The following is a 20,614-nucleotide window of genomic DNA, read 5'->3' as shown; positions in this document are numbered from 1 at the left end:
CACTCGCGCAGACCGATGACGGAAAGCTGGTCGAATGTCTTCACGGGTAGGCATTCCAGGCGTTTTGCCGGCATTCTAGCAGGGCTATGGGCGGCCGCCAGACGGCTGCCCGAGGATGCCGAAGACGAACCTAGCGGCTGTCGATGACAGTCGCGAGACAGCGGCGGAACGAATACGGGAAATGCCAGTGAGCGAGAAAGACGACGACAAGGTGCGCCTGGACAAGTGGCTCTGGGCGGCGCGCTTCTTCAAGACCCGGGCGTTGGCCAAGGCCGCGATAGAGGGCGGCAAGGTGCATTGCCGGGGCGAGCGGTGCAAGCCGAGCAAGGAACCCAGGGTAGGGGAGGAATTGACCATTCGTACGGGCTTCGACGAGCGAACCGTGACGATTCGCGCGCTTTCCGTAGTCCGTCGTGGGGCGCCGGAGGCCCAAGCTCTCTACGAGGAAACCGCGGACAGCGTGGAAAGCCGCGAGCGCGCGGCGGCCATGCGCAAGGCCGGGGCGCTGGGCGTACAGACCGAGGGGCGGCCGAGCAAGAAGCAGCGGCGGCAGATCCACCAGTTGCGCGGCGGCCAGGACTGAGAAGCGCCGGTCTCCCGCAGGGGAGACCGGGATGGCCTCAGGCCGAGTCGCGGACCACGCCGAGGCGGCCGATCAGCGGCAATTTCGCCAGCAGGCGGAACAGCGGTTCGGTCACCTGCACCAGCCAGCCGCTGGCCTTCGCCGCCAGCGGTGTGTAGCAGCCCCAGGCGAGGGCCAGCAGGGCCATCTGCAGGCCGCCGATGTAGTCGTCCTGGCCCCAGTGCGCGCCGGCTACCAGGCGCGGCAGCATGAACAGCACGGCCAGGGTCCAGATCAGCAGGAACTGCCCGGCGCGGCGGGCGAACAGCGACATGAACAGCGCCCAGACCAGCAGCACCGAGGCGTGGTCGCCGGGGAAGCTGCGCTTGGAGCGGTCCTTGATTTCCCACACGCGTTCCCAGTCCGGGAAGTGGTCGCTGAGGTGGATGGCCTTGTCCATCAGCATGGACAGGCTGGCGTGCTGCCAGTGCAGGTGGTGGGCGATCTTCGCGTAGAGCACGCGGATCACCACCAGGATCAGCAGGGTCACGATGAAGCCGAAGGTCAGCCGCCGTACCTGGTTCGCCGGCAGCAGCCAGTCGCCGCGAATCAGCAGGCAGAGCAGGATCACCCCGACCACCGCGTCGAACGGTCGGGTACTGAGCAGGCCCCAGAGTTTCAGCCAGGTTTCGTTGAGGGCGAGGGAGCCGTTGAGCTTGTCGAAGAGCCAGAAGTCGAAGCCGTTCATCAGCTCGCGGGTGGGGCCCCAGAGCCACAGGATCAGCAGCAGGAGCGCCAGAAGATGACAGATGGCGAACTTGCGCCATTGCCAGGCCGCTTGGAACGGAGAGGCATTATCCATAAAATCGTTTCCCCCTATCGGCGCCGGGTCGGCGTACGACTGTCACGAAGCGCGCTTTTATAGGCCTTTGTCACTCACTTGTCATTCCCTCATTCGTAGCGTTGTGTCCCGCATGTCCCATTCAGATCAGAGCCAGCGTTTCCTTTTCGACGATACCGACGTGCGCGGCGAGATGGTCGATCTCGAGCGCAGCTACAGCGAAGTGCTGGCCAAACATCCCTATCCGGAACCGGTCGCGCAGCTGCTCGGGGAGATGCTCGCGGCGGCCTCGCTGCTCTGCGGCACGCTCAAGTTCGACGGCCTGCTGGTATTGCAGGCGCGCTCCAGCGGCGCGGTTCCGCTGTTGATGGTGGAGTGTTCCAGCGACCGCCAGGTGCGTGGCCTGGCCCGCTATTCGGCGGAGTCCATCGGCGCCGACGCCGGCATGCAGGAACTGATGCCCGAAGGCGTGCTGACCCTCACCGTGGACCCGGTCAAGGGCCAGCGCTACCAGGGGATCGTCGCCCTGGAGGGGGTGAACCTGGCGGAATGCCTGTCCAACTACTTCGCCAGCTCGGAACAGCTGCCGACCCGTTTCTGGCTCAACGCCAACGGCCGCCGTGCCCGCGGCCTGCTGCTGCAGCAGCTTCCCGCCGACCGCCTGAAGGACCCCGAGGCCCGCGAGGCCAGTTGGCAGCACCTGACCACCCTGGCCGACACGCTGACCGCCGAAGAGCTGCTGGCGCTGGACAACGAGACCGTCCTGCACCGCCTCTACCACGAGGAAACCGTGCGCCTGTTCGAGCCGCAACCGCTGGTCTTCCATTGCAGTTGCTCGCGGGAACGTTCGGCCAACGCCCTGGTCAGTCTCGGGCAGGCCGACTGCGAGCGGCTGCTCGAGGAGGAAGAAGGCTCGATCAGCATCGACTGCCAGTTCTGCAACCAGCGCTACCTGTTCGACGCCTCCGACGTCGCCCAGTTGTTCGCTGGCGCTGGCAGCCAGGGGCCTTCCGAGACCCGCCACTGACGATTTTTCATCCAGCGGGCTTTTCTGGCATAATCCCGCCACTTTTTTCCTGTAGTGAGTTTTTTGAAGCGCTACGAAGTTTGGAGGACTCGGCCTCTGGCCGACGGGGAACCACATGACGCAAGCCAACAACGCCGTGTACACCGATATCAGCGCCGCCCAACTGGTAGAAGAAGCCATTCGCCGCGGTGAGGGCGAACTGGCCGCCAACGGCTCGCTGGTCGTACGTACCGGCCATCGCACCGGCCGTTCGCCGGTCGACCGTTTCATCGTCGAAGAGCCGAGCACCAAGGACGCGATCGCCTGGGGCAACATCAACCGTCCGTTCCCGGCCGACAAGTTCGATGCGCTGTGGGCCCGCGTGGAAGCGTTCAACAACGCCCAGGACCATTTCGTTTCCCATGTTCATGTAGGTTCCGCCGAGGCTTACTACCTGCCGGTGAAGATGACCACCGCTACCGCCTGGCAGAATCTGTTCGGCCGTTGCCTGTTCATCGAGCCGGAGCAGTACAACCCGGCCGGCAAGGACGAGTGGCAGGTCCTCAATGTCGCCAACTTCGAATGCGTGCCCGAGCGCGACGGCACCAACTCCGACGGTTGCGTGATCCTCAATTTCGCCCAGAAGAAAGTGCTGATCGCAGGCATGCGCTATGCCGGCGAGATGAAGAAAGCCATGTTCTCCGTGCAGAACTTCCTGCTGCCCGAGCGCGACGTGCTGCCGATGCACTGCGCTGCCAACATCGGCGAAGCGGGCGATGTGACCCTGTTCTTCGGCCTGTCCGGCACCGGCAAGACCACCCTGTCCGCCGATGAAAGCCGTTACCTGATCGGTGACGACGAGCACGGCTGGGGCGAGGGCGTGGTGTTCAACGTCGAAGGCGGTTGCTATGCCAAGTGCATCGACCTGTCCGAGAAGAACGAGCCGGTCATCTGGAAAGCCATCAAGTTCGGCGCCGTGCTGGAGAACGTGGTTCTCGACGAAGAGCGCGTGCCCAACTACGCCGATGACAGCCTGACCCAGAACAGCCGCGCCGCCTACCCGCTGGAGCACGTCGAGAAGCGTTCGGAGAAGAACCTCGGCGGCGAGCCCAACGCGGTGATCTTCCTGACCTGCGACCTGACCGGCGTACTGCCGCCGGTATCGATCCTGAACAACGAGCAGGCGGCCTACCACTTCCTGTCCGGCTACACCGCGCTGGTCGGCTCCACCGAGATGGGTTCCGGCGGCGGCATCAAGTCGACCTTCTCCACCTGCTTCGGCGCTCCCTTCTTCCCGCGTCCGGCCGGTGTCTACGCCGAGCTGCTGATCAAGCGTATCAAGGCCTTCGGCTCCAAGGTCTACCTGGTCAACACCGGCTGGACCGGCGGTGGCTACGGCGTCGGCAAGCGCTTCAACATCCCGACCACCCGTGGCGTGATCGCGGCGATCCAGAGCGGCGCGCTGATCGGCGCGGAAACCGAGCACCTGGACATCATCAACCTGGACGTGCCGAAGGCCGTTCCGGGCGTCGAGACCAATCTGCTCAACCCGCGCAACACCTGGGCTGACAAGGCTGCCTACGACGAGGCGGCGAAGGGCCTGGCCAAGCAGTTCATCGAAAACTTCAAGAAATTCGAGGTTTCCGATGCGATCAAGGCCGCCGGCCCGCAGCTGTAAGCCACGTTTCGGCACCATGAAAAAACCGCCTTCGGGCGGTTTTTTCATGGGCGAACGTCAGGGGTAGGTGACGGTGATCAGGTAGTTGCCGGAGCGGCGACCGCTTCCGGCCAGCTCATAGCGCGCCGAGAAGTCCCGTTCACCGATGACCGTATCGCTGGGTTGCAAGTGGCGCACCTCGCCGGTCTTCATCGAACGGATGCTGACATCCGCGGTGCGCGCCTGCATGGGACAGCCACTGAGGTGGAAACTGCCCTTGCTTTCGTCTTGGCGGGGAGCGCTCATCGAGCATGGTGGCTCGACAATGGCGCCGGTGAAGCGGATGACGCCGCTGATGCTGCCGGGGGCGGCGAACAGGTTGCTGGAAGTTCCTACAAGAAGACCGAACAAAGCCAGTTGGCCCATCCTGTTCATGAGCTTACTCCTACGTGAGTTCATCCTTATTTTTCTGCGTTCGTGCGTCCCGGGAGGGGCCCTCTCCCAGGCGCTGGCATTGGAGTGGAATATAGGACAATTCCTTAGGAAAATTCCTTCCTAGGAATAGTCCTAGTCCTAATTCTGTAAGTAGCTGCTGTGGGGCTGCGTCGGATTTATTGAAGTCTGGTTTATCTTCTCGCCAATGCCCTAGAGTGGGCGCCCCTTTGTTCCCTCGCAGTGGATTTCCCCCATGCATATCGAAGACGCCGTTCGTAGTCGCCGTGCCATCAAGGGCTACGACTCATCCTTCAGCCTGACTCGCGAAGAGAAGGACCATCTCCTGGACCTGGCGCTGCATGCGCCTTCCGCCTTCAACCTGCAACACGTGCGGCTGGTCGAGGTCAGCGATCCGCAATTGCGCGTGCAGTTGCGCGAAGTGGCCTGGGACCAGGCGCAGGTCACCGACGCGGCGATGCTGGTGGTGGTGTGCGCCCAGCTCGACAGTTGGGAGCGCAACGCGCAGCGGGTCTGGGACGGTGCTCCCGAGGCGGTACAGGCGTTCATGGCAGGCGCCATCGACACCTACTACCGCGGCAAGCCCCAGGTACAGCGCGACGAAGCCATGCGCAGCTGCGGCCTGCTGGCGCAGACCCTGATGCTGGTCGCCCGCGGCCAGGGCCTGGATTCGTGTCCGATGGATGGTTTCGACTTCGATGCCGTGGCCCGGCTGATCAACCTGCCGGACAACCATGTGATCGGCCTGATGGTCGCGGTCGGGAAAAAGGCCGTTGAACCCTGGCCGCGCAGCGGCAAGCTGCCGCGGGAAGAACTGGTCATTCGCGACCGCTTCTGACTGCCCGGATTCCCCTAGTCCGGTCCGGCGGCCCCGACCTGGCGGATCTGTTCGACCAGCCATTGCAGGGCGATGTCGCGTTCGCGCTGGGCCAGAAACACCAGTTCCAGGTGGAACGGGCCGAGGTCGAACGGCAGGTCGAACGATTGCAGGGGCAGCAATCGTTCGAAGTAGTGCGCCAGTTGTCGCGGCAGGACGCCGACCAGGTCGCTGTACGCGGCGATGTGCGCTGCCTGCAGGTAGTTCGGCGTGGTGTAGGCCACTTGCCGCTTGAGCCCCTGGCTGCCCAGCCACTGGTCGACCATCCCCTTGCTCTGCCCGCCGTGCACCCACAGGTGCTGCAGCTCCAGGAAGGTGGCCAGGTCGGGAGCCTGCGCCAGCAGCGGGTGCTGACGCCGGGCGACCAGTTGCAGGGTCTCGCTGGCCCAATGGCGGCGCTGGAAGCGCGCCGGGACGTTTTCGAAGCGGCCTAGCACCAGGTCCAGTTCGCCTTTGTCCAGCGCCTCGGCCGGCAAGGTCGGGGTCAGGTGCTGGATGGCGATGGAGATTCCCGGCGCCCGCTCACTCAGGCGGCGCATCAGGGCGGGCATGCAGATCAGTTCGACGTAGTCGGTCACCGCTACGGTGAAGCGCTGCCGGCTGCGCCCCGGATCGAAGCCCTCGCCGTCGCCCAGGCTCTGTTCGATCTGCCGCAGCGCCGCGCGGATCGGCGCTTCCAGCGCCAGCGCCCGGGGCGTCGGCTGCATCGCACGACCGGCGCGGACCAGCAGCGGGTCGTCGAGCAGCTCGCGCAGGCGGTTCAGCGCATTGCTCACTGCCGGCTGGCTCAGCGCCAGGCGCTCCGCCGCGCGCGAGACGTTGCGTTCGCGCAGCAGCGCGTCAAGGACGCGTAGCAGGTTGAGGTCGAAGGTTTGTATATTCACTGCCTGAATTCCAGCTATCACAAGACTAAATTTCAAAAATAGTACGACCTTCCCCTAAGGTAGTGGTCGCTTTTTGTGCGGTCGGACTGCCGCAGGTTTCGTCCACCGTTCCTCCTGCGCTCGCTACAACGAGGACAAGACCATGAGCCAGAACTTTTCCTTCCGCCAGGCCGCGGTGATCGGCGCCGGCACCATGGGTCGCGGTATCGTCATGTGCCTGGCCAACGCCGGTCTCGACGTGCAGTGGCTGGACAGCAACCCGCAGATGCTCAACCAGGCGCTCGGCGCCGTGGCCGACACCTACGCGCACAACGTGCGCCAGGGGCGCATCGGCGAAGAGGAAGCGGCCGCGCGCCGCGCCCGCATCACGCCGGTCCAGCACCTCGCCGCGATGCGCGAGGCGGACCTGGTGATCGAGGCGGTCTACGAGAACCTGGAACTCAAGCAATCGATCTTCCGCGAGCTGGACGCGGCGCTGAAGCCCTCCGCGGTGCTGGCCAGCAATACCTCCTACCTGGACATCGACGCCATCGCCGCGGTCACCGCGCGTCCGCGTCAGGTGCTCGGCCTGCACTTCTTCAGCCCGGCGCACATCATGCGGCTGCTGGAGATCGTGCGCGGCGCGCAGACCGCGCCGGCGGTGCTGGAGGCGGCCCTGGCGCTGGGCGAGCGGATGGGCAAGGTCAGCGTGGTGGCCGGCAACTGCCACGGCTTCATCGGCAACCGCATGCTCGAACCCTACGCCACCGAGGCCCGCCTGATGCTGCTGGAAGGCGCCCTGCCGTACCAGGTGGACCGGGCTCTCCAGGCGTTCGGTTTCGCCATGGGGCCGTTCCGCATGTACGACGTGGTCGGTATCGACCTGGAGTGGCGCGCCCGCGAGTTGGCCGGGGTCGGCCAGGACCAGCCGGCCGTGCAGGTGGACAACCGCCTTTGCGAGATGGGCCGCTTCGGCCAGAAGAGCGGTGCCGGCTACTACCGCTACGCGCCGGGCAGCCGCCAGGCGGAGCACGATACCGAGGTGGATGCCCTGGTGCTCCGGGTTGCCGAGACGCTGGGCTACCCGCGGCGCGATTTCGCCGACGAGGAAATCCTCGAGCGTTGCCTGCTGGCGCTGGTCAACGAGGGCGCGAAGATCCTCGACGAGGGTATCGCCGCCCGTAGTGCCGACATCGACACTGTCTACCTGAACGGCTACGGCTTCCCCGCCGCGGAGGGCGGTCCCATGGCCTGGGCCGATCGCCTCGGCGCGGCCGAGCTGCTGCAACGCTTGCGTTTCCTCGAACAGCGCCACGGCGCGCGCTGGAAGCCGGCGTCCCTGGTCGAGCGCCTGGCCGCCGAGGGCGGAGCCTTCGCCGACCTGCAGGAGGCGCGCTGAGATGGATTACCAGGCCCCCTTGCGCGACATGCGCTTCGTTCTCCATGAACTGTTCGATGTCGGCGCGCATTGCGAACTGCTGGGCAACGGCATCGATCGCGAACTGATCGACGGCGTGCTCGAGGAAGGCGCGCGCTACACCGGCCAGGTGGTGGCGCCGCTCAATCGCAACAGCGACGAGGAAGGCGCGAAGCTGAAGGACGGCGTGGTGACCACCCCCACCGGCTTTCGCGAAGCCTACCGGCAGTACAGCGAGAACGGCTGGGCGAGCATGACCGGACCCACCGAGTACGGCGGCCAGGGCTTCCCGCAGATGGTCTCCGCGTGCTTCCACGAGATGCTGATGGCCGCCAGCCTGTCCTTCCGCGTCTATTCGGGGCTGACCGAGGGCGCCGTGCTGGCCCTGTACAAGCATGGCGACGAGGCGTTGCGGCGCGACTACCTGGGCAAGCTGGTGAGCGGCGAATGGGCCGGCACCATGTGCCTGACCGAACCCCAGGCCGGCACCGACCTCGCCCTCCTGCGCACCCGCGCCGAGGCGCAGGCCGACGGCAGCTACGCGATCAGCGGCAGCAAGATCTTCATCAGCGGTGGCGAGCAGGACCTCACCGAGAACATCGTCCACCTGGTGCTGGCGCGCCTGGCGGACGCGCCGGCCGGGGTGAAGGGCATCAGTCTGTTCCTGGTGCCGAAGTTCGTCGCCAATCCCGATGGCTCCCTGGGCGAGCGCAACAGCCTGGGGTGCGGCGCCATCGAGCACAAGATGGGGATCAAGGGCGCCTCCACCTGCGTGATGAACTTCGACGGCGCCAGGGGCTGGCTGCTGGGCCAGGCGAACCAGGGCCTGGCCTGCATGTTCACGATGATGAACGACGCGCGCTTCCAGGTCGGCCTGCAGGGCCTGGGTATCGCCGAACGGGCCTTCCAGGGCGCCCTCGGCTACGCCCGCGAACGCCTGCAGTCGCGCGCCCTGGTCGGCCCGCAGGCACCGGACAAGGTCGCCGACCCGATCATCGTGCACCCCGACGTGCGGCGCATGCTGCTGACCCAGAAGACCCTGGTCGAAGGCTGCCGCATGCTGGCGTCCTGCTGCGCACGCCAGCTCGACCTGGAACACGGCCATCCGGATGCTGACGGCCGGCGCGCGGCGACGCGCCGTGCAGCGCTGCTGATCCCCATCGTCAAGGCCTTCCTTACCGATGTCGGCCAGGAAGTCGCCAGCCTCGGCGTACAGGTCTATGGCGGTCACGGTTTCATCCGCGAATGGGGCATGGAGCAATTGATGCGCGACAGTCGCATCACCCAGATATACGAAGGCACCAATGGCATCCAGGCGCTCGATCTGGTCCGCCGCAAGCTGCTCGGCGACCAGGGCGGCGAACTGCTGGCGCTGCAAGGCGAACTGGCGGTGGCCAGCGAGGCGCTGCAAGGGCGTGCTGCGCTGGCGCCACTGGCTGAGCCGGTGCTGCAACGCCTGGAGGAGTGGCGGCAGCTCACCGGCCAGGTACTCGAGGCCTGCGCCCGCGATCCCCAGGAGATCGGCGCCACTTCGGTGGACTTCCTCCAGTACAGCGCCTACGTATTGCTCGCGGCCCTCTGGTTGCAAGCCGCGGCGCGAGCCCAGGAAGCGCTGGACGGCGGCTCCGGCGAGGGCGATTTCTATCGGGCCAAGCTGCGCAGCGCCGATTTCTACCTGCGGCGCATCCTGCCGCGGGCGAGCATGCACCGCGAAGCCTTGCTCGGTGGCGCCGACTGCCTGATGGCCCTGCCCGAGGAGCATTTCTCGTTCTGACGGGCGTCTCGCCCAAGGAGACCGATATGCAAGCTTTCAGTTTCGCCACTACCGCGCAGATCCTCTGCGAGGCCGGCTCCGCCATCCGCCTGGCGGAACTCTGCCGCGAGCGAAGGGCGCGCCGCGTGTTGATCGTGACCGACCCGGGGATCACCCGGCTCGGCTTGCTGGATGCGATCCTGCCCGGCTTCCCGCGCCTGGGCCTGGCCGTCGAGGTGTACGACCAGGTGCTCGCCGATCCGCCCGAGGCGGTGGTCGAGGCCGCGCTCGGGCGGGCGCGGGGCATGGCTGCCGAGCTGGTGGTCGGTTTCGGCGGCGGCAGCTCCATGGACGTAGCCAAGCTGGTCGCGCTGCTCGCCCACCCAGAAGCAGGGCAGGGGCTCGGCGAGGTCTTCGGGGTCGGCAACGCACGCGGGCCGCGCCTGCCGCTGATCCAGGTGCCGACCACCGCCGGGACCGGCTCCGAGGTGACGCCGATCGCCATCGTCACCACCGGCGAGACCACCAAGATGGGCGTGGTCTCGCCCCACTTGCTGCCCGACCTGGCGCTGCTCGACGCCGACCTGACCCTCGGCTTGCCGCCGGCGGTCACCGCGGCGACCGGTATCGACGCGATGGTGCATGCGATCGAGAGCTATACCAGCAAACTGAAGAAGAACCCGCTGTCCGACCTGCTGGCGCGGGAGGCGTTGCGCCTGCTGGCGGCCAACCTGGAACGCGCGGTAGGCGACGGCGGCGACCGCGAGGCGCGCCAGGCCATGCTGCTGGGCGCCTGCCTGGCCGGGCAGGCCTTCGCCAATGCGCCGGTGGCGGCGGTGCATGCCCTGGCCTATCCGCTGGGAGGGCATTTCCACATTCCCCACGGCCTGAGCAATGCGCTGGTGCTACCGGAGGTGATCCGTTTCAACGCTCCCGCTGCCGCTGGACTCTATGCCGAGCTGGCGCCGCTGCTGCTGGGCGACCGCTTGCGTCCGGGCGATCGCGACGCGCTTACCGTGCAGCTGATCGACGAACTGGCCCAGCTCAGTCCGCGCAACGGCCTGCCGAGCCGCTTGCGCGACGCCGGGGTGGACGAGGCGATGCTGCCGCGCCTGGCCGCCGACGCGATGCTCCAGCAGCGTCTGCTGGTCAACAACCCGCGCGAGGTCGGCGAGGCGGATGCCCTGGCGATCTATCGCGCGGCATACTGAATCCCTTCTACGAGGACCGGGCATGGCGACCGCCCCGCGACCGCTGCGCGAGCAGTACCTTCATTTCCAGCCGATCACCACGCGCTGGCACGACAACGACATCTACGGACACGTGAACAACGTGACCTACTATGCGTTCTTCGACACGGCGGTGAATACCTACCTGATCGAGCGCGGCGGCCTGGATATCCAGGGCGGCGAAGTGATCGGCCTGGTGGTCAGTTCCAGCTGCGACTATTTCGCGCCGGTGGCCTTCCCCCAGCGGATCGAGATGGGCCTGCGGGTGGCGCGCCTGGGCAGCAGCTCGGTGCAGTACGAACTGGCCTTGTTCCTCGAAGGGCAGCGGGAGGCCTGCGCGGCCGGGCGTTTCGTGCATGTCTTCGTGGAGCGCCGAAGCAGCCGCCCGGTGGCCATTCCGCAGGAACTACGCGATGCGCTGGCCGCGCTTCAGAGCGCGGCCCAGTGACAGAGATCGCCCGCCGCCCGTGACAGGGCGATGGCGTGCAGCTCGTCCAGGCGATCGTTGCGTACCTGCCGTTGCAGCGCCTGGTTGAGCCTCGGCCGGCAGTCGTCGACGCGCAGTTCGGCGAGCGCCGGGGCGTAGCCGCGCAGCAGCTCCAGGTTGAGCTGATTGAGGCGGCTGCGGATGCGCTCCAGGTCGACCGCCTGGCCAGCGTCCGGTAGCGGCCGGCTGAGCAGGCGGTACTGGACCAGCTTGTTCGCCTCGATCTGCGCGGCGAACAGCAGGCGCACCTGCTCGGCGCCGACCCCGTGGCTCCCGGCTTGTCCGGCGAGCATCTGCAACTGTTGTTCTTCCCGCGGGCTGTCCTGTACCGCCTTGCCCGACTGGGCCTTGCTCTGGGCTACCTGATCGGCTAGTTGCAAACGCTGGCTGCTCAGGCTCAACAGTTGCTGGAGAGCCGGTGACAGCGGCTGGGCATGGAGCAACGGGCCTTGCAGGAGCAGGAGGGCAAGCAGGCCCCAACTGGCGAACGACGGGCGCATCTGGAAATCTCGGATGGAATTGATGTCCGGCACGCTAGCAAAGCGAGCCCGGTGCGACAATCCATGACATGGCGTGAGGCGAACAGGAAGCGCTGGATGGGACATTTCTGATTGAACGTTTGCAGTCTCGACGCTGGAGCAATGTTCTGTGACCATCCCTCCACACCATTTCATTCACCAAAGGGGCCGGTTTGCCCCTGCTATGACTGGCAAGGACGCGGAACATGGGTTTCCTGATACTCTCCCGCCGAGAAGGCGAAGGCATCACCCTGTCCCTCAAGGCCGACTACCCGGCGGAGGAACTGATTCGGCAATTGCGCGAAGGCGGCATCCGGATCCTGGTCACCGATATCATCGGCAACCAGGCCCGGGTCGGAATCGAGGCGCCGCGTGGCGTCCTGATCGTTCGCGACGAGTTGAAAACGGCACCGAAAGGCTGACGAACGGTAGAAAGTAAAAGCCCCGCGTTCGCGGGGCTTTTACACATCAGCTTCGGCAAGCATGCCGATCAACGATGCTTGTGCTTGCGGTGTTTCTTGCCGCGGTGACCGCTGTCGTTGTCCTTGCCCAGGTTGTTACCGACCGCGCCACCCGCTGCGCCGCCGAGGCCTGCACCTATGGTCGCGCCGGTGCTGCCGCCCAGCTTGTTGCCGATCACCGAACCGCCGGCCGCGCCTAGCCCGCCACCCAGGGCGGCTTCGGTCTTGCGCCCGTCCTTGGCGGTCATCGCGCCGCCGGCCGCGCCACCCAGGCCGGCGCCTATGGCCGCACCGGTGCTACCGCCGATGGCGCCGCCCACGACGTTGCCCAGGGCACCGCCTACGCCGCCGCCCACCGCGGTCTTGGTGGAATCGCCGGCGAGCGCGGCTTGTGCGCTCAGCAGGCCGAACGCGATTACCAGGAGAGATTTACGCATCGTGCGTGCCTCATCGTTTCAATCGGGAGGGAAATACGGTCGTTCGCACAAAGGCCGGACCATCCGGCCCGGCCTTTGCGTCGTAGGGAGCGGCGGGTTCAGTCGTCGTAGTAGCGACGATGATGCTTGTGGCGCTTCCACTTCTTGTACTGGCCATAGTGATGGCCGTTGTCATGCCGGTAATAGCCATCGCGATAGCCGGCGCGGCGGTAGTAGCGACGGTCGCGGTAGTCGTCATCGTCGTCGTAGCGGCGGTTGCCGTCGCCATAATGGTTGCCCAGTGCGCCGCCGCCGGCGCCGCCGAGGGCCGCGCCGATCAGGCCACCGGTGCTGCCACCGATCTGCCGGCCGATAACGTTGCCGCCTGCGGCACCGAGGCCGCCGCCGATCGCCGCTTCGGTCTTGTTGCCGCGTCCGGCGCCGACTGCACCGCCCGCAGCGCCACCGATGCCACTACCGATCGCGGCGCCAGTGCTGCCGCCGACCGCATCGCCGACGACCGAACCCAACACCCCGCCCAAGGCGCCGCCGATGGCCGCGCGGGTGTCGTCGCCTGCGAAGGCGGTACTACCGACCAGACTCAGGGACAACAGGAGTATCGAGGAATACTTCATAGAGAGTTTCTCTCTGTGGGGATGACGGCTGCGATGCTGGGGTTGGCCCAAACCGCTGACAAGCGCCAGCCGACGATTGGTAGAGCAAATTCGAAATATTCCAAGTACTTGTTTTGTATGGGGAACTTTCTTAAGTAGAGGCGGTCGTAGACCGAATGTGAACCGCGATTTCAGGGTCGAAATCGGTATTTTTGCTGGCGGGATGCTGGCCATTCTAACGCCGACGAGCGGCCTGCCTTCAAGGCCTTTCATCGACTTTTTCCTTAAGACGCCGCCTCCTGTTGCAGGAGGCGGCGTTTTTCATGGGCTTCAGATAATGCGCCCGTCGCCCGTGGCCTTTTCCAGGCGTACCGCGATGAACTTCGAAGTCGGCGTATGGCTGCCGACGCCGACGCTCTCCAGCGGCACCAGGGGATTGGTTTCCGGGTAGTAGGCGGCTGCCTGGCCGGCCGGGATGTCGAAGGCGAGCAGGGTGAAGCGGCGTACCCGGCGTTCGATGCCATCGCTCCACAGCGAGACCAGGTCGACCTTGTCGCCCGGCTGGTAGCCCAGGCGGCGGATATCCGCCTCGTTGGCGAATACCACTTCGCGCTGGCCCTTCACTCCGCGATAGCGATCGTCCAGGCCGTAGATGGTGGTGTTGTACTGGTCATGGGAGCGCAGGGTCTGCAGGATCAGGTCGGGTTCGAGGCCGCTGTCGCGCACCTGTGCCGGCAACAGGTCGCGGGGCAGCGGGTTGGCGACGAAGTTGGCCTTGCCGCTGGCGGTGTTCCAGCGTCGTTCGCCGGCGGAGTTGCCGAGGTAGAAGCCACCGGGATGGCGGACGCGGCGGTTGAAGTCGGCGAAACCGGGGATGGTGTCGGCGATCAGCTCGCGGATGCGCTCGTAGTTGGCGATCAGCGCGTCCCAGTCCACCGGATGGTTGCCCAGGGTTGCCTTGGCGATGCCGGCGATGATCGCCGGCTCCGAACGCATCTGCTGCGAGAGCGGCTCCAGTTGCCCGTAGGATGCGTGGATCATGCTGAACGAGTCTTCCACCGTGACCGCCTGCGGGCCTTCGGCCTGGCGGTCGATGTCGGTGCGCCCCAGGCAGGGCAGGATCAGTGCGTCGCGGCCGGTGGTCAGGTGGCTGCGGTTGAGCTTGGTGCTGATGTGCACGGTCAGGTCGCATGACGCCAGGGCGGCGTGGGTGCGCGGACTGTCCGGGGTGGCCTGGGCGAAATTGCCGCCCAGGCCGATGAAGACCTTCGACTTGCCGGCGAGCATCGCGGCGATCGCCTCGACGGCGTTGTGCCCGTTGTGGCGTGGCACTTCGAAGCCGAAGCGCCGTTCCAGTGCGTCGAGCAGCGCCGCCGGCGGCCGCTCGTTGATGCCCATGGTGCGGTCGCCCTGCACGTTGCTGTGGCCGCGGACCGGGCAGAGACCGGCGCCCGGGCGGCCCAGGTTGCCGCGCAGGAGTTGCAGGTTGACGATTTCCTGGATGATCGCCACCGAATGGTGGTGCTGGGTGATGCCCATCGCCCAGCAGACGATGACCCTGTTCGCCCGCCGGTACATCCGCGCAGCCTGCTCGATTTCCGCCAGGCTCAGCCCGGACTGGCGCTCCAGGTGTTCCCAGGGGGTGGCATCCAGTTCGGCCAGGTAGGCCTCGAGGCCGTCGGTGTGCTCGGCGATGAAGGCGTGGTCGAATACCGGCTCGCCGCCATCGGCCTGGGCGTCGCGCTCCCAGGCGAGGAGGAACTTGGCGATCCCGCGGATCGCCGCCATGTCGCCGCCCAGTGCCGGACGGAAGAACGCGGTGTTCAGCGGCGAGGACCCGTTGGTCAGCATTTCCAGCGCATTCTGCGGATGCTGGAAGCGCTCCAGGCCGCGCTCCTTGAGAGGGTTGAAGCAGACCACCTGGGCGCCGCGCTTCACTGCTTCGCGCAGCGGCTCGAGCATGCGCGGGTGGTTGGTGCCGGGGTTCTGCCCAAGGATGAAGATCGCGTCGGCGTGTTCGAAGTCGTCGAAGGTCACGCTGCCCTTGCCGACCCCGACGCTGCGACCCAGTGCCACGCCGCTGGCTTCGTGGCACATGTTCGAGCAGTCGGGGAAGTTGTTTGTGCCGAACGCGCGGACGAACAACTGGTAGAGGTAGGCCGCCTCGTTGCTGGCTCGCCCGGAGGTATAGAACTCCGCCTGGTCGGGGCTATCCAGGCGTCGCAGGTGCTCGGCGACCAGGGCGAAGGCGGCGTCCCAGGTGATCGGCTGGTAGTGGTCGCTGAGCGGGTCGTAGCGCATCGGTCCGGTGAGGCGGCCCTGGTATTCCAGCCAGTAGTCGCTCTGTTCGCGCAGGGCGCTGACGCTGTAGCGGGCGAAGAACGCCGCGTCGACGCGGCGCTTGGTGGCTTCCCAGTTGACTGCCTTGGCACCGTTCTCGCAGAACTTCACCCGGCCGTCTTCCGGCGAGTCGCCCCAGGCGCAGCCGGGGCAGTCGAAACCGCCGTTCTGGTTGGTCTTGAGCAGGGCGCGGAGGTTCTTGAACGGCTGTTTGCTGTCCAGCCAGAAGTGCGCCACGCTGCGCAGCGCGCCCCAGCCGGCGGCGGCGCCGGCATAGGGCTTGTAGCGGGGTTGGAGAGGTTGCAGGCTCATGGCGGACTCACTCGGTTGCGGCCGGCGCCGGGCTGTAGACCCGCGGGGCGTTGTGATGGGGCTGGTGGATCAGGTTCAGTTGGTGGCGGCGCGCCCATTGCACGGTCAGGGCGGTGGGTGCGGAGAGGCTGACCAGGGTGCCGATCCCAGCACGTACGGCCTTGTGGATAAGCTCCAGGCTGCAGCGGCTGGTGACCACGGCGAAACCGCGCGCGGCGTCGAGGCCTTGGCGGTGCAGGGCGCCGATCAGCTTGTCGAGGGCGTTGTGGCGGCCGATGTCCTCGCGACACAGGCGCAGCTCGCCATGCCCGTCGAAATACAGCGCGGCATGCAGGGCGCCGCTATGGCGCGCCAGTCGCTGGGCCTGCTCGATACGCTGGCGCAGGGCGCCGAGATGGGCGGCGGGAGGCAGCGCCTGCGGCGACCGTTCCGGCAGTTGCGGCAGGGCCTGCTCCAGGGCTTCGACGCCGCACAGGCCGCATCCGGAAGTGCCGGCCAGTTGCCGGCGTTGGCGCTTGAGGTTCCAGAACGCGCGGCTGCTGATTTCGACCTCGGCGTGGAGGGATTCGCCCTGGCCGCTGACGCGGATTTCATAGATGTCGTCGATGGACTCCACGAAGCCGCTGCTGAGGCTGAAACCGCGGACGAAATCCTCGATGTCCTCGGGCGAGGCCATCATCACCGCCTGGTTCAGTCCGTTGTAGCTGATCGCCACGGCACACTCGGCGGCAAGGGAGGCCTGGCCGACCTGCTGCGGCAGGTGCAGGTCGGCGTAGCGGTAATCGTCGGGAACGGCGGAAGGCGCCCAGGTATCCGCGGATACCGGGCATGCAGGCTGGCAAGGCATGGGCTGGGCCCTATCGTTCTAGGTGTGGCACCAGCCTAGGCCTGACGCGGGGCAGCGTCTAATCGGTTGTGCCGATGCGCTGATCGACGTGATCTATCAAGACTGCGGCGCCAACCAGTTCCGGGCTTCCTCGAAACAGGCTTCGGCCAGCGCCGAGCGCGGCTGTCCGCTGCGGATGATCAGACCGAGCGCTGCCAGGGTATGGGCGTCCTCGATGGGGATCAGGCGCAACTCGCCGTCGACTTCGCTGCCCAGCGGCATGATCGCGCAGCACAAGCCGCGCTGCACCGCCTGCAGCAGTTGCTGTACCGAGTCGGTTTCCAGGCGCGCGATGGGGCTCAACCCGCGGCTGCGGAAGTTGTGGTCGATGGATTGGCGGAAGTGCATGCCCGCCGAGAGCAGGCCTAGCGGCAGGCCAGCCAGCGCTTCCCAGTTCAGCAGCGCGGCGTCGAGCGGGAAATGGCTGGGGTGATGGAGCAGGCCCATGCGGGTCTCCGCCAGTTCGATGCCCTCGAAATGGCTGCGGTCCAGACGGTCCAGATAAGAGACGCCGAGATCGAACTGGTTGCGCGCCAGGCCTTCGAGTACCTGTTCCGAACTCAGGGAATAGAGCTGGAAACGCAACTCCGGGTGGCGCCCGGCCATGTGCTGGACCAGGCGCATCGGGTCGAAGCTGGCCAGCGGCACCACGCCCAGGCGCAGGGTCCCGACCAGTTGCCCGCGGCAGGCGGCGGCTTCCGCGTACAGCCCTTCCTGGGCCGCCAGCAGGCTGCGTGCCCAGGCCAGTACGCGCTCGCCGGCCTCGGTGAAGCCTTCGAAGCGCTGGCTGCGTCGCACCAGTTCCAGGCCGAGTTCTTCCTCCAGGCTGCGCAGGCGCATGGACAGGGTCGGCTGGGTGACGTGGCAGCGCGCGGCGGCCTGGCCGAAGTGGCGGGTTTCGTCGAGGGCGCAGAGGAATTTCAGTTGCTTGATGTCCATCGGCGCTTCCGTGGCGGGGGGGGGGCGCCGAATCTTAACGCGAATGGGCGCAGTGTTATGGGGTGACGAAGGAGCCTGGGGATATTTCGCCGGTTTTTGCAGTCTAGACTTGGCTAGTCGCGGATCGGGATTGCGCCGGCCGCTTGCAACCGTAACCGTAAAGGGAGAACCAAAGATGGGTATTTTCGCGTTCGTGAAGGAAGCCGGTGAAAAGCTGTGGGATACGCTGACGGGGCATGAGGCACAGGCGGCCGAGTCGCTGAAGGAGCACGTCGCCAAGGTCGGCCTGGGCAACCCGAACATCCAGGTTTCGGTGGAAGGCGACAAGGTCATCGCCTCGGGCGAGGTGGCCAGCCAGGAGGAGAAAGAGAAGATCCTGCTGGCGCTGGGCAACGTCGCCGGCGTCTCCTCGGTGGAAGACAAGATCACCGTGGCCCAGGCCGCTCCGGAGGCGCGCTTCGTCACCGTGAAGAAAGGCGACACCCTGAGCGCCATCGCCAAGGCCGAATACGGCAATGCCAACGCCTACATGAAGATCTTCGAGGCCAACAAGCCGATGCTCAGCCATCCGGACAAGATCTACCCCGGCCAGGTCCTGCGCATTCCCGAGTGATCCCGGCGTTTCGCCAACCCCGCCCGCGTGGCGGGGTTTTCGTTTCCGTGGCGCGAGGGTCCGTTGGGCATTGCTGCCCGGCTTCGCTCCCCACGGCGAACCGCTTTTCGGGCACTAGCCACCATCGTTATGGCGGGCAGGCGGACAACCGCGGCTACGGCAGTCCTTCGAGCAGCCGCCGGTAGTCCTCCTGGGCGGCGAACTCCTCGGTGTCCCGGACCTGGCCACGGCTGTCCGGGTGGCGTACCGCCAACAGGTGGGCGACACCATAGGCGCGGGCGCTGCGCAGGATCGGCAGGCTGTCGTCGATGAACAGGCTGCGCTGCGGGTCGAAGCCGAAATCGGCTTGCAGGGCGCTCCAGAAGCGCGCGTCCTCCTTCGGGTAGCCGTAGTCGTGGGAGCTGATCAGTCGGTCGAAATAGGGCGCCAGTTCGATCCGTTCCAGCTTCAGCGACAGCGAGTCGCGGTGCGCGTTGGTGATCAGCGCCACGCGCTTGCCGGCCCGGCGCAGGGCGGCGAGGAAGGTATCGGCGTGCGGACGCAGCGAGATCAGGTGCGCCACCTCGTGCTTGAGTTCGCGGATCGACAGGTCCAGTTCCCGGCTCCAGAAATCCAGGCAGTACCAGTTGAGCTGGCCGGCGTGTTCGCGGAACAGCGGCTCGAGCACGGCGTCGGCTTCGGTGCGACTGAGGCCATTGCGTTCGGCATAGCGCTGGGGCAGGTGTTCCAGCCAGAAGTGGTTGTCGAAGTGCAGGTCGAGCAGGGTGCCGTCCATGTCGAGCAGCACGGTGTCGATGGCGGACCAGGGCAGGGTGGGCATGGCGGCTCTTGTCGCGGTTCGTCGCGATCGATGCGGAAATCTGTCGCTTCCCATCAATCTCCGACAGGGATAATCGGAAAAGCCGGGGTATGATAACCCGCCGGCTTCGCCAAGGAGTTATCCACATGCGTCAGAAACCCACCGTACTCGCCAGCGAGATCGTCGCGAAGAGCCGACTGTTCGCTGTCGAGGAGTTGCAACTGCGCTTCAGCAATGGCGTCGAGCGCACCTACGAGCGTCTGGTCGGCAAGGGCCAGGGCTACGGTGCGGTGATGGTGGTGGCCATGCTCGATGCCGAGCACGCGGTGCTGGTGGAGGAATATTGCGCCGGGGTCGACGAATACCAGTTGTCGCTGCCCAAGGGCCTGGTCGAGCCGGGCGAGGACATCCTCGCGGCGGCCAACCGCGAGCTCAAGGAGGAAGCGGGCTACGGTGCCCGGCAACTGGAGCACATCACCGAACTGTCGCTGTCGCCGGGCTACATGAGCCAGCGCATCCAGGTGGTGCTGGCGCGCGACCTCTACGAGGAGCGCCTGCCGGGCGACGAGCCGGAGCCGATGGGCGTCGATCGCATCAGCCTGCGCGAACTGTCGAGCCTGGCCCAGCACGCCCAGTTCAGCGAAGGCCGCGCCCTGGCTGCGCTGTACCTGGTACGCGACCTGCTCACTCAGCGCGGCGAGTACCAGGCATGAGACCGGTGCCCTGGGGCGAATTGGTGGCGCTGGTGCGGCGCGCCGGCGAGGCGATCCTGCCGCACTGGCGCGCCGACGTGGCGGTGCGCTCGAAGGCCGACGAATCGCCGGTTACCGCCGCCGACCTTGCCGCGCACCATATATTGGAGGCGGGGTTGCGGGCGCTGGCGCCGGACATTCCGGTGCTTTCCGAAGAGGATTGCGAGATACCGCTGAGCGAGCGCGGCCACTGGCGGCGCTGGTGGCTGGTGGACCCGCTGGACGGCACCAAGGAGTTCATCTCCGGTAGCGAGGAGTTCACCGTCAACGTGGCCCTGGTCGAGGATGGCCGGGTGCTGTTCGGCCTGGTCGGCGTGCCGGTGAGCGGCCGCTGCTACTACGGTGGCGCCGGTCTCGGTGCCTGGCGCGAGGAGGCCGATGGCCGCGCGCAACCGATCAGTGTGCGCCTGGAGCCCGAGGAGGCCTTCACCGTGGTGGCCAGCAAGCGCCATGGCAGCCCGGCCCAGGAGCGCCTGCTGGATGGCTTGAGTGAGCGCTTCGGCGACCTGCGGCGAGCCAGCATCGGCAGTTCGCTGAAGTTCTGCCTGCTGGCCGAGGGCGCTGCCGACTGCTATCCGCGCCTGACGCCAACCTCGCAATGGGACACGGCCGCCGCCCAGGGTGTGCTGGAAGGCGCCGGCGGCGAGGTGCTCGACCTGCATGGCGCGCCATTCACCTACGAGCCGCGCGAGGACTACCTCAACGGCTCCTTCCTGGCCCTGCCGCGCGCTGCCGAGTGGCGCAGCGAGCTGATCCAACTGGCGCGCGCTGCACTGAAACGAAAAGGCCCGGTCTAGCCGGGCCTTTTCCGTTGTGGTG

The 20,614-nt window shown here is 66.5% G+C and carries 22 protein-coding genes; 12 read left to right on the top strand and 10 right to left on the bottom strand.

What is annotated here, in order from left to right:
- The first annotated feature begins 187 nt into the window (after positions 1 to 187).
- Positions 188 to 583 (top strand): RNA-binding S4 domain-containing protein, encoded by a 396-nt coding sequence (locus LJF27_RS02595; protein ID WP_003136003.1) that lies wholly within the window; start codon positions 188 to 190, stop codon positions 581 to 583.
- A 37-nt stretch (positions 584 to 620) separates the two neighbouring features.
- On the opposite strand, the gene LJF27_RS02590 is transcribed toward LJF27_RS02595, so the two are convergent.
- Positions 621 to 1,424, bottom strand: coding sequence for a phosphatase PAP2 family protein (locus LJF27_RS02590; RefSeq protein WP_003114057.1), 804 nt, complete (start codon positions 1,422 to 1,424; stop codon positions 621 to 623).
- A gap of 112 nt (positions 1,425 to 1,536) precedes the next feature.
- Here LJF27_RS02590 and hslO point away from each other — a divergent pair, with 112 nt between their 5' ends.
- Both hslO and LJF27_RS02580 read left to right on the top strand, forming a co-directional pair.
- Positions 1,537 to 2,430 (top strand): Hsp33 family molecular chaperone HslO, encoded by an 894-nt coding sequence (gene hslO / locus LJF27_RS02585; RefSeq protein ID WP_003096245.1) that lies wholly within the window; start codon positions 1,537 to 1,539, stop codon positions 2,428 to 2,430.
- A 115-nt stretch (positions 2,431 to 2,545) separates the two neighbouring features.
- Positions 2,546 to 4,087: a phosphoenolpyruvate carboxykinase gene (locus LJF27_RS02580; protein ID WP_003109982.1), complete on the top strand. Its 1,542-nt coding sequence runs from the start codon at positions 2,546 to 2,548 to the stop codon at positions 4,085 to 4,087.
- A 57-nt stretch (positions 4,088 to 4,144) separates the two neighbouring features.
- Here LJF27_RS02580 and LJF27_RS02575 read toward each other — a convergent pair whose 3' ends face one another.
- Positions 4,145 to 4,501, bottom strand: a complete 357-nt coding sequence (locus tag LJF27_RS02575; protein WP_003109981.1) for a hypothetical protein — start codon at positions 4,499 to 4,501, stop codon at positions 4,145 to 4,147.
- A 253-nt stretch (positions 4,502 to 4,754) separates the two neighbouring features.
- Between LJF27_RS02575 and LJF27_RS02570 the strand changes: the two genes are divergently transcribed.
- On the top strand, positions 4,755 to 5,357 hold the full coding sequence (locus tag LJF27_RS02570; RefSeq protein ID WP_003100063.1) for a nitroreductase family protein: 603 nt from the start codon (positions 4,755 to 4,757) through the stop codon (positions 5,355 to 5,357).
- Between the two features lie 14 nt (positions 5,358 to 5,371).
- Here LJF27_RS02570 and LJF27_RS02565 read toward each other — a convergent pair whose 3' ends face one another.
- Entirely contained in the window at positions 5,372 to 6,280 is a 909-nt protein-coding gene (locus tag LJF27_RS02565) for a LysR family transcriptional regulator (RefSeq protein WP_023116826.1), read from the bottom strand.
- Positions 6,281 to 6,422: 142 nt separating this feature from the next.
- Here LJF27_RS02565 and LJF27_RS02560 point away from each other — a divergent pair, with 142 nt between their 5' ends.
- Genes LJF27_RS02560 through LJF27_RS02545 form a run of 4 tightly spaced genes read left to right on the top strand, consistent with a single transcriptional unit; the run spans position 6,423 to position 11,106 of the window.
- The gene (locus LJF27_RS02560) at positions 6,423 to 7,658 is read left to right on the top strand and encodes a 3-hydroxyacyl-CoA dehydrogenase (RefSeq protein ID WP_003457758.1); all 1,236 of its coding nucleotides are present in this window, start codon (positions 6,423 to 6,425) and stop codon (positions 7,656 to 7,658) included.
- Between the two features lies 1 nt (position 7,659).
- Positions 7,660 to 9,450 (top strand): acyl-CoA dehydrogenase C-terminal domain-containing protein, encoded by a 1,791-nt coding sequence (locus tag LJF27_RS02555; RefSeq protein ID WP_003161200.1) that lies wholly within the window; start codon positions 7,660 to 7,662, stop codon positions 9,448 to 9,450.
- A 26-nt stretch (positions 9,451 to 9,476) separates the two neighbouring features.
- Positions 9,477 to 10,640, top strand: coding sequence for an iron-containing alcohol dehydrogenase (locus tag LJF27_RS02550; RefSeq protein WP_003123674.1), 1,164 nt, complete (start codon positions 9,477 to 9,479; stop codon positions 10,638 to 10,640).
- 22 nt (positions 10,641 to 10,662) lie between these two features.
- On the top strand, positions 10,663 to 11,106 hold the full coding sequence (locus LJF27_RS02545; protein ID WP_012614655.1) for an acyl-CoA thioesterase: 444 nt from the start codon (positions 10,663 to 10,665) through the stop codon (positions 11,104 to 11,106).
- On the opposite strand, the gene LJF27_RS02540 is transcribed toward LJF27_RS02545, so the two are convergent.
- The gene (locus tag LJF27_RS02540; protein WP_023116825.1) at positions 11,088 to 11,645 is read right to left on the bottom strand and encodes a chorismate mutase; all 558 of its coding nucleotides are present in this window, start codon (positions 11,643 to 11,645) and stop codon (positions 11,088 to 11,090) included. The two genes, LJF27_RS02545 and LJF27_RS02540, sit on opposite strands and share 19 nt — an antisense overlap.
- Before the next feature lie 224 nt (positions 11,646 to 11,869).
- Here LJF27_RS02540 and LJF27_RS02535 point away from each other — a divergent pair, with 224 nt between their 5' ends.
- Positions 11,870 to 12,085: a carbon storage regulator gene (locus tag LJF27_RS02535; RefSeq protein ID WP_003096222.1), complete on the top strand. Its 216-nt coding sequence runs from the start codon at positions 11,870 to 11,872 to the stop codon at positions 12,083 to 12,085.
- A 68-nt stretch (positions 12,086 to 12,153) separates the two neighbouring features.
- Here the strand turns inward: LJF27_RS02535 and LJF27_RS02530 are convergent, their stop codons facing one another.
- From LJF27_RS02530 to LJF27_RS02510, 5 genes are all read right to left on the bottom strand, one after another.
- Positions 12,154 to 12,561: a glycine zipper domain-containing protein gene (locus LJF27_RS02530; RefSeq protein WP_003100051.1), complete on the bottom strand. Its 408-nt coding sequence runs from the start codon at positions 12,559 to 12,561 to the stop codon at positions 12,154 to 12,156.
- A gap of 98 nt (positions 12,562 to 12,659) precedes the next feature.
- The gene (locus LJF27_RS02525; protein ID WP_003100049.1) at positions 12,660 to 13,175 is read right to left on the bottom strand and encodes a hypothetical protein; all 516 of its coding nucleotides are present in this window, start codon (positions 13,173 to 13,175) and stop codon (positions 12,660 to 12,662) included.
- A 309-nt stretch (positions 13,176 to 13,484) separates the two neighbouring features.
- Entirely contained in the window at positions 13,485 to 15,806 is a 2,322-nt protein-coding gene (locus LJF27_RS02520) for an FdhF/YdeP family oxidoreductase (protein ID WP_023115645.1), read from the bottom strand.
- A gap of 7 nt (positions 15,807 to 15,813) precedes the next feature.
- Positions 15,814 to 16,653, bottom strand: a complete 840-nt coding sequence (gene fdhD / locus LJF27_RS02515; RefSeq protein WP_003100044.1) for a formate dehydrogenase accessory sulfurtransferase FdhD — start codon at positions 16,651 to 16,653, stop codon at positions 15,814 to 15,816.
- A gap of 96 nt (positions 16,654 to 16,749) precedes the next feature.
- Complete coding sequence (locus LJF27_RS02510) at positions 16,750 to 17,631, bottom strand: LysR family transcriptional regulator (RefSeq protein WP_003100042.1); 882 nt, start codon at positions 17,629 to 17,631, stop codon at positions 16,750 to 16,752.
- Between the two features lie 175 nt (positions 17,632 to 17,806).
- On the opposite strand from LJF27_RS02510, the gene lysM reads away from it, so the two are divergent.
- Complete coding sequence (gene lysM / locus LJF27_RS02505) at positions 17,807 to 18,244, top strand: peptidoglycan-binding protein LysM (protein WP_003096210.1); 438 nt, start codon at positions 17,807 to 17,809, stop codon at positions 18,242 to 18,244.
- A gap of 154 nt (positions 18,245 to 18,398) precedes the next feature.
- Here the strand turns inward: lysM and yrfG are convergent, their stop codons facing one another.
- Positions 18,399 to 19,064, bottom strand: a complete 666-nt coding sequence (gene yrfG, locus LJF27_RS02500; RefSeq protein WP_003114065.1) for a GMP/IMP nucleotidase — start codon at positions 19,062 to 19,064, stop codon at positions 18,399 to 18,401.
- Positions 19,065 to 19,189: 125 nt separating this feature from the next.
- Here yrfG and nudE point away from each other — a divergent pair, with 125 nt between their 5' ends.
- Both nudE and cysQ read left to right on the top strand, forming a co-directional pair.
- Complete coding sequence (gene nudE / locus LJF27_RS02495; RefSeq protein WP_003096206.1) at positions 19,190 to 19,756, top strand: ADP compounds hydrolase NudE; 567 nt, start codon at positions 19,190 to 19,192, stop codon at positions 19,754 to 19,756.
- A complete protein-coding gene (gene cysQ / locus LJF27_RS02490; RefSeq protein ID WP_023116824.1) occupies positions 19,753 to 20,592 on the top strand; it encodes a 3'(2'),5'-bisphosphate nucleotidase CysQ in 840 nt (279 codons plus the stop codon). The genes nudE and cysQ overlap by 4 nt, the downstream gene beginning before the upstream one ends.
- The last annotated feature ends 22 nt before the right edge of the window (positions 20,593 to 20,614 follow it).

It is taken from the genome of Pseudomonas sp. 203-8 (assembly GCF_020708595.1).
Lineage (GTDB): Bacteria > Pseudomonadota > Gammaproteobacteria > Pseudomonadales > Pseudomonadaceae > Pseudomonas > Pseudomonas aeruginosa.
The sequence above is the reverse complement of the archived record's forward strand: the minus strand, read 5'-3'. Positions and strand labels throughout refer to the sequence as shown.

Excerpts from the sequence above, each read along its gene's own strand:
- lysM (WP_003096210.1), top strand. The coding sequence starts at position 17,807 with ATGGGTATTTTCGCGTTCGTGAAGGAAGCCGGTGAAAAGCTGTGGGAT.
- LJF27_RS02580 (WP_003109982.1), top strand. The coding sequence starts at position 2,546 with ATGACGCAAGCCAACAACGCCGTGTACACCGATATCAGCGCCGCCCAA.
- LJF27_RS02550 (WP_003123674.1), top strand. The coding sequence starts at position 9,477 with ATGCAAGCTTTCAGTTTCGCCACTACCGCGCAGATCCTCTGCGAGGCC.
- LJF27_RS02555 (WP_003161200.1), top strand. The coding sequence starts at position 7,660 with ATGGATTACCAGGCCCCCTTGCGCGACATGCGCTTCGTTCTCCATGAA.
- LJF27_RS02530 (WP_003100051.1), bottom strand. The coding sequence starts at position 12,561 with ATGCGTAAATCTCTCCTGGTAATCGCGTTCGGCCTGCTGAGCGCACAA.
- nudE (WP_003096206.1), top strand. The coding sequence starts at position 19,190 with ATGCGTCAGAAACCCACCGTACTCGCCAGCGAGATCGTCGCGAAGAGC.
- LJF27_RS02540 (WP_023116825.1), bottom strand. The coding sequence starts at position 11,645 with ATGCGCCCGTCGTTCGCCAGTTGGGGCCTGCTTGCCCTCCTGCTCCTG.
- LJF27_RS02510 (WP_003100042.1), bottom strand. The coding sequence starts at position 17,631 with ATGGACATCAAGCAACTGAAATTCCTCTGCGCCCTCGACGAAACCCGC.
- LJF27_RS02525 (WP_003100049.1), bottom strand. The coding sequence starts at position 13,175 with ATGAAGTATTCCTCGATACTCCTGTTGTCCCTGAGTCTGGTCGGTAGT.
- LJF27_RS02535 (WP_003096222.1), top strand. The coding sequence starts at position 11,870 with ATGGGTTTCCTGATACTCTCCCGCCGAGAAGGCGAAGGCATCACCCTG.
- cysQ (WP_023116824.1), top strand. The coding sequence starts at position 19,753 with ATGAGACCGGTGCCCTGGGGCGAATTGGTGGCGCTGGTGCGGCGCGCC.
- yrfG (WP_003114065.1), bottom strand. The coding sequence starts at position 19,064 with ATGCCCACCCTGCCCTGGTCCGCCATCGACACCGTGCTGCTCGACATG.
- LJF27_RS02570 (WP_003100063.1), top strand. The coding sequence starts at position 4,755 with ATGCATATCGAAGACGCCGTTCGTAGTCGCCGTGCCATCAAGGGCTAC.
- hslO (WP_003096245.1), top strand. The coding sequence starts at position 1,537 with ATGTCCCATTCAGATCAGAGCCAGCGTTTCCTTTTCGACGATACCGAC.
- LJF27_RS02560 (WP_003457758.1), top strand. The coding sequence starts at position 6,423 with ATGAGCCAGAACTTTTCCTTCCGCCAGGCCGCGGTGATCGGCGCCGGC.
- fdhD (WP_003100044.1), bottom strand. The coding sequence starts at position 16,653 with ATGCCTTGCCAGCCTGCATGCCCGGTATCCGCGGATACCTGGGCGCCT.
- LJF27_RS02520 (WP_023115645.1), bottom strand. The coding sequence starts at position 15,806 with ATGAGCCTGCAACCTCTCCAACCCCGCTACAAGCCCTATGCCGGCGCC.
- LJF27_RS02545 (WP_012614655.1), top strand. The coding sequence starts at position 10,663 with ATGGCGACCGCCCCGCGACCGCTGCGCGAGCAGTACCTTCATTTCCAG.
- LJF27_RS02575 (WP_003109981.1), bottom strand. The coding sequence starts at position 4,501 with ATGAACAGGATGGGCCAACTGGCTTTGTTCGGTCTTCTTGTAGGAACT.
- LJF27_RS02590 (WP_003114057.1), bottom strand. The coding sequence starts at position 1,424 with ATGGATAATGCCTCTCCGTTCCAAGCGGCCTGGCAATGGCGCAAGTTC.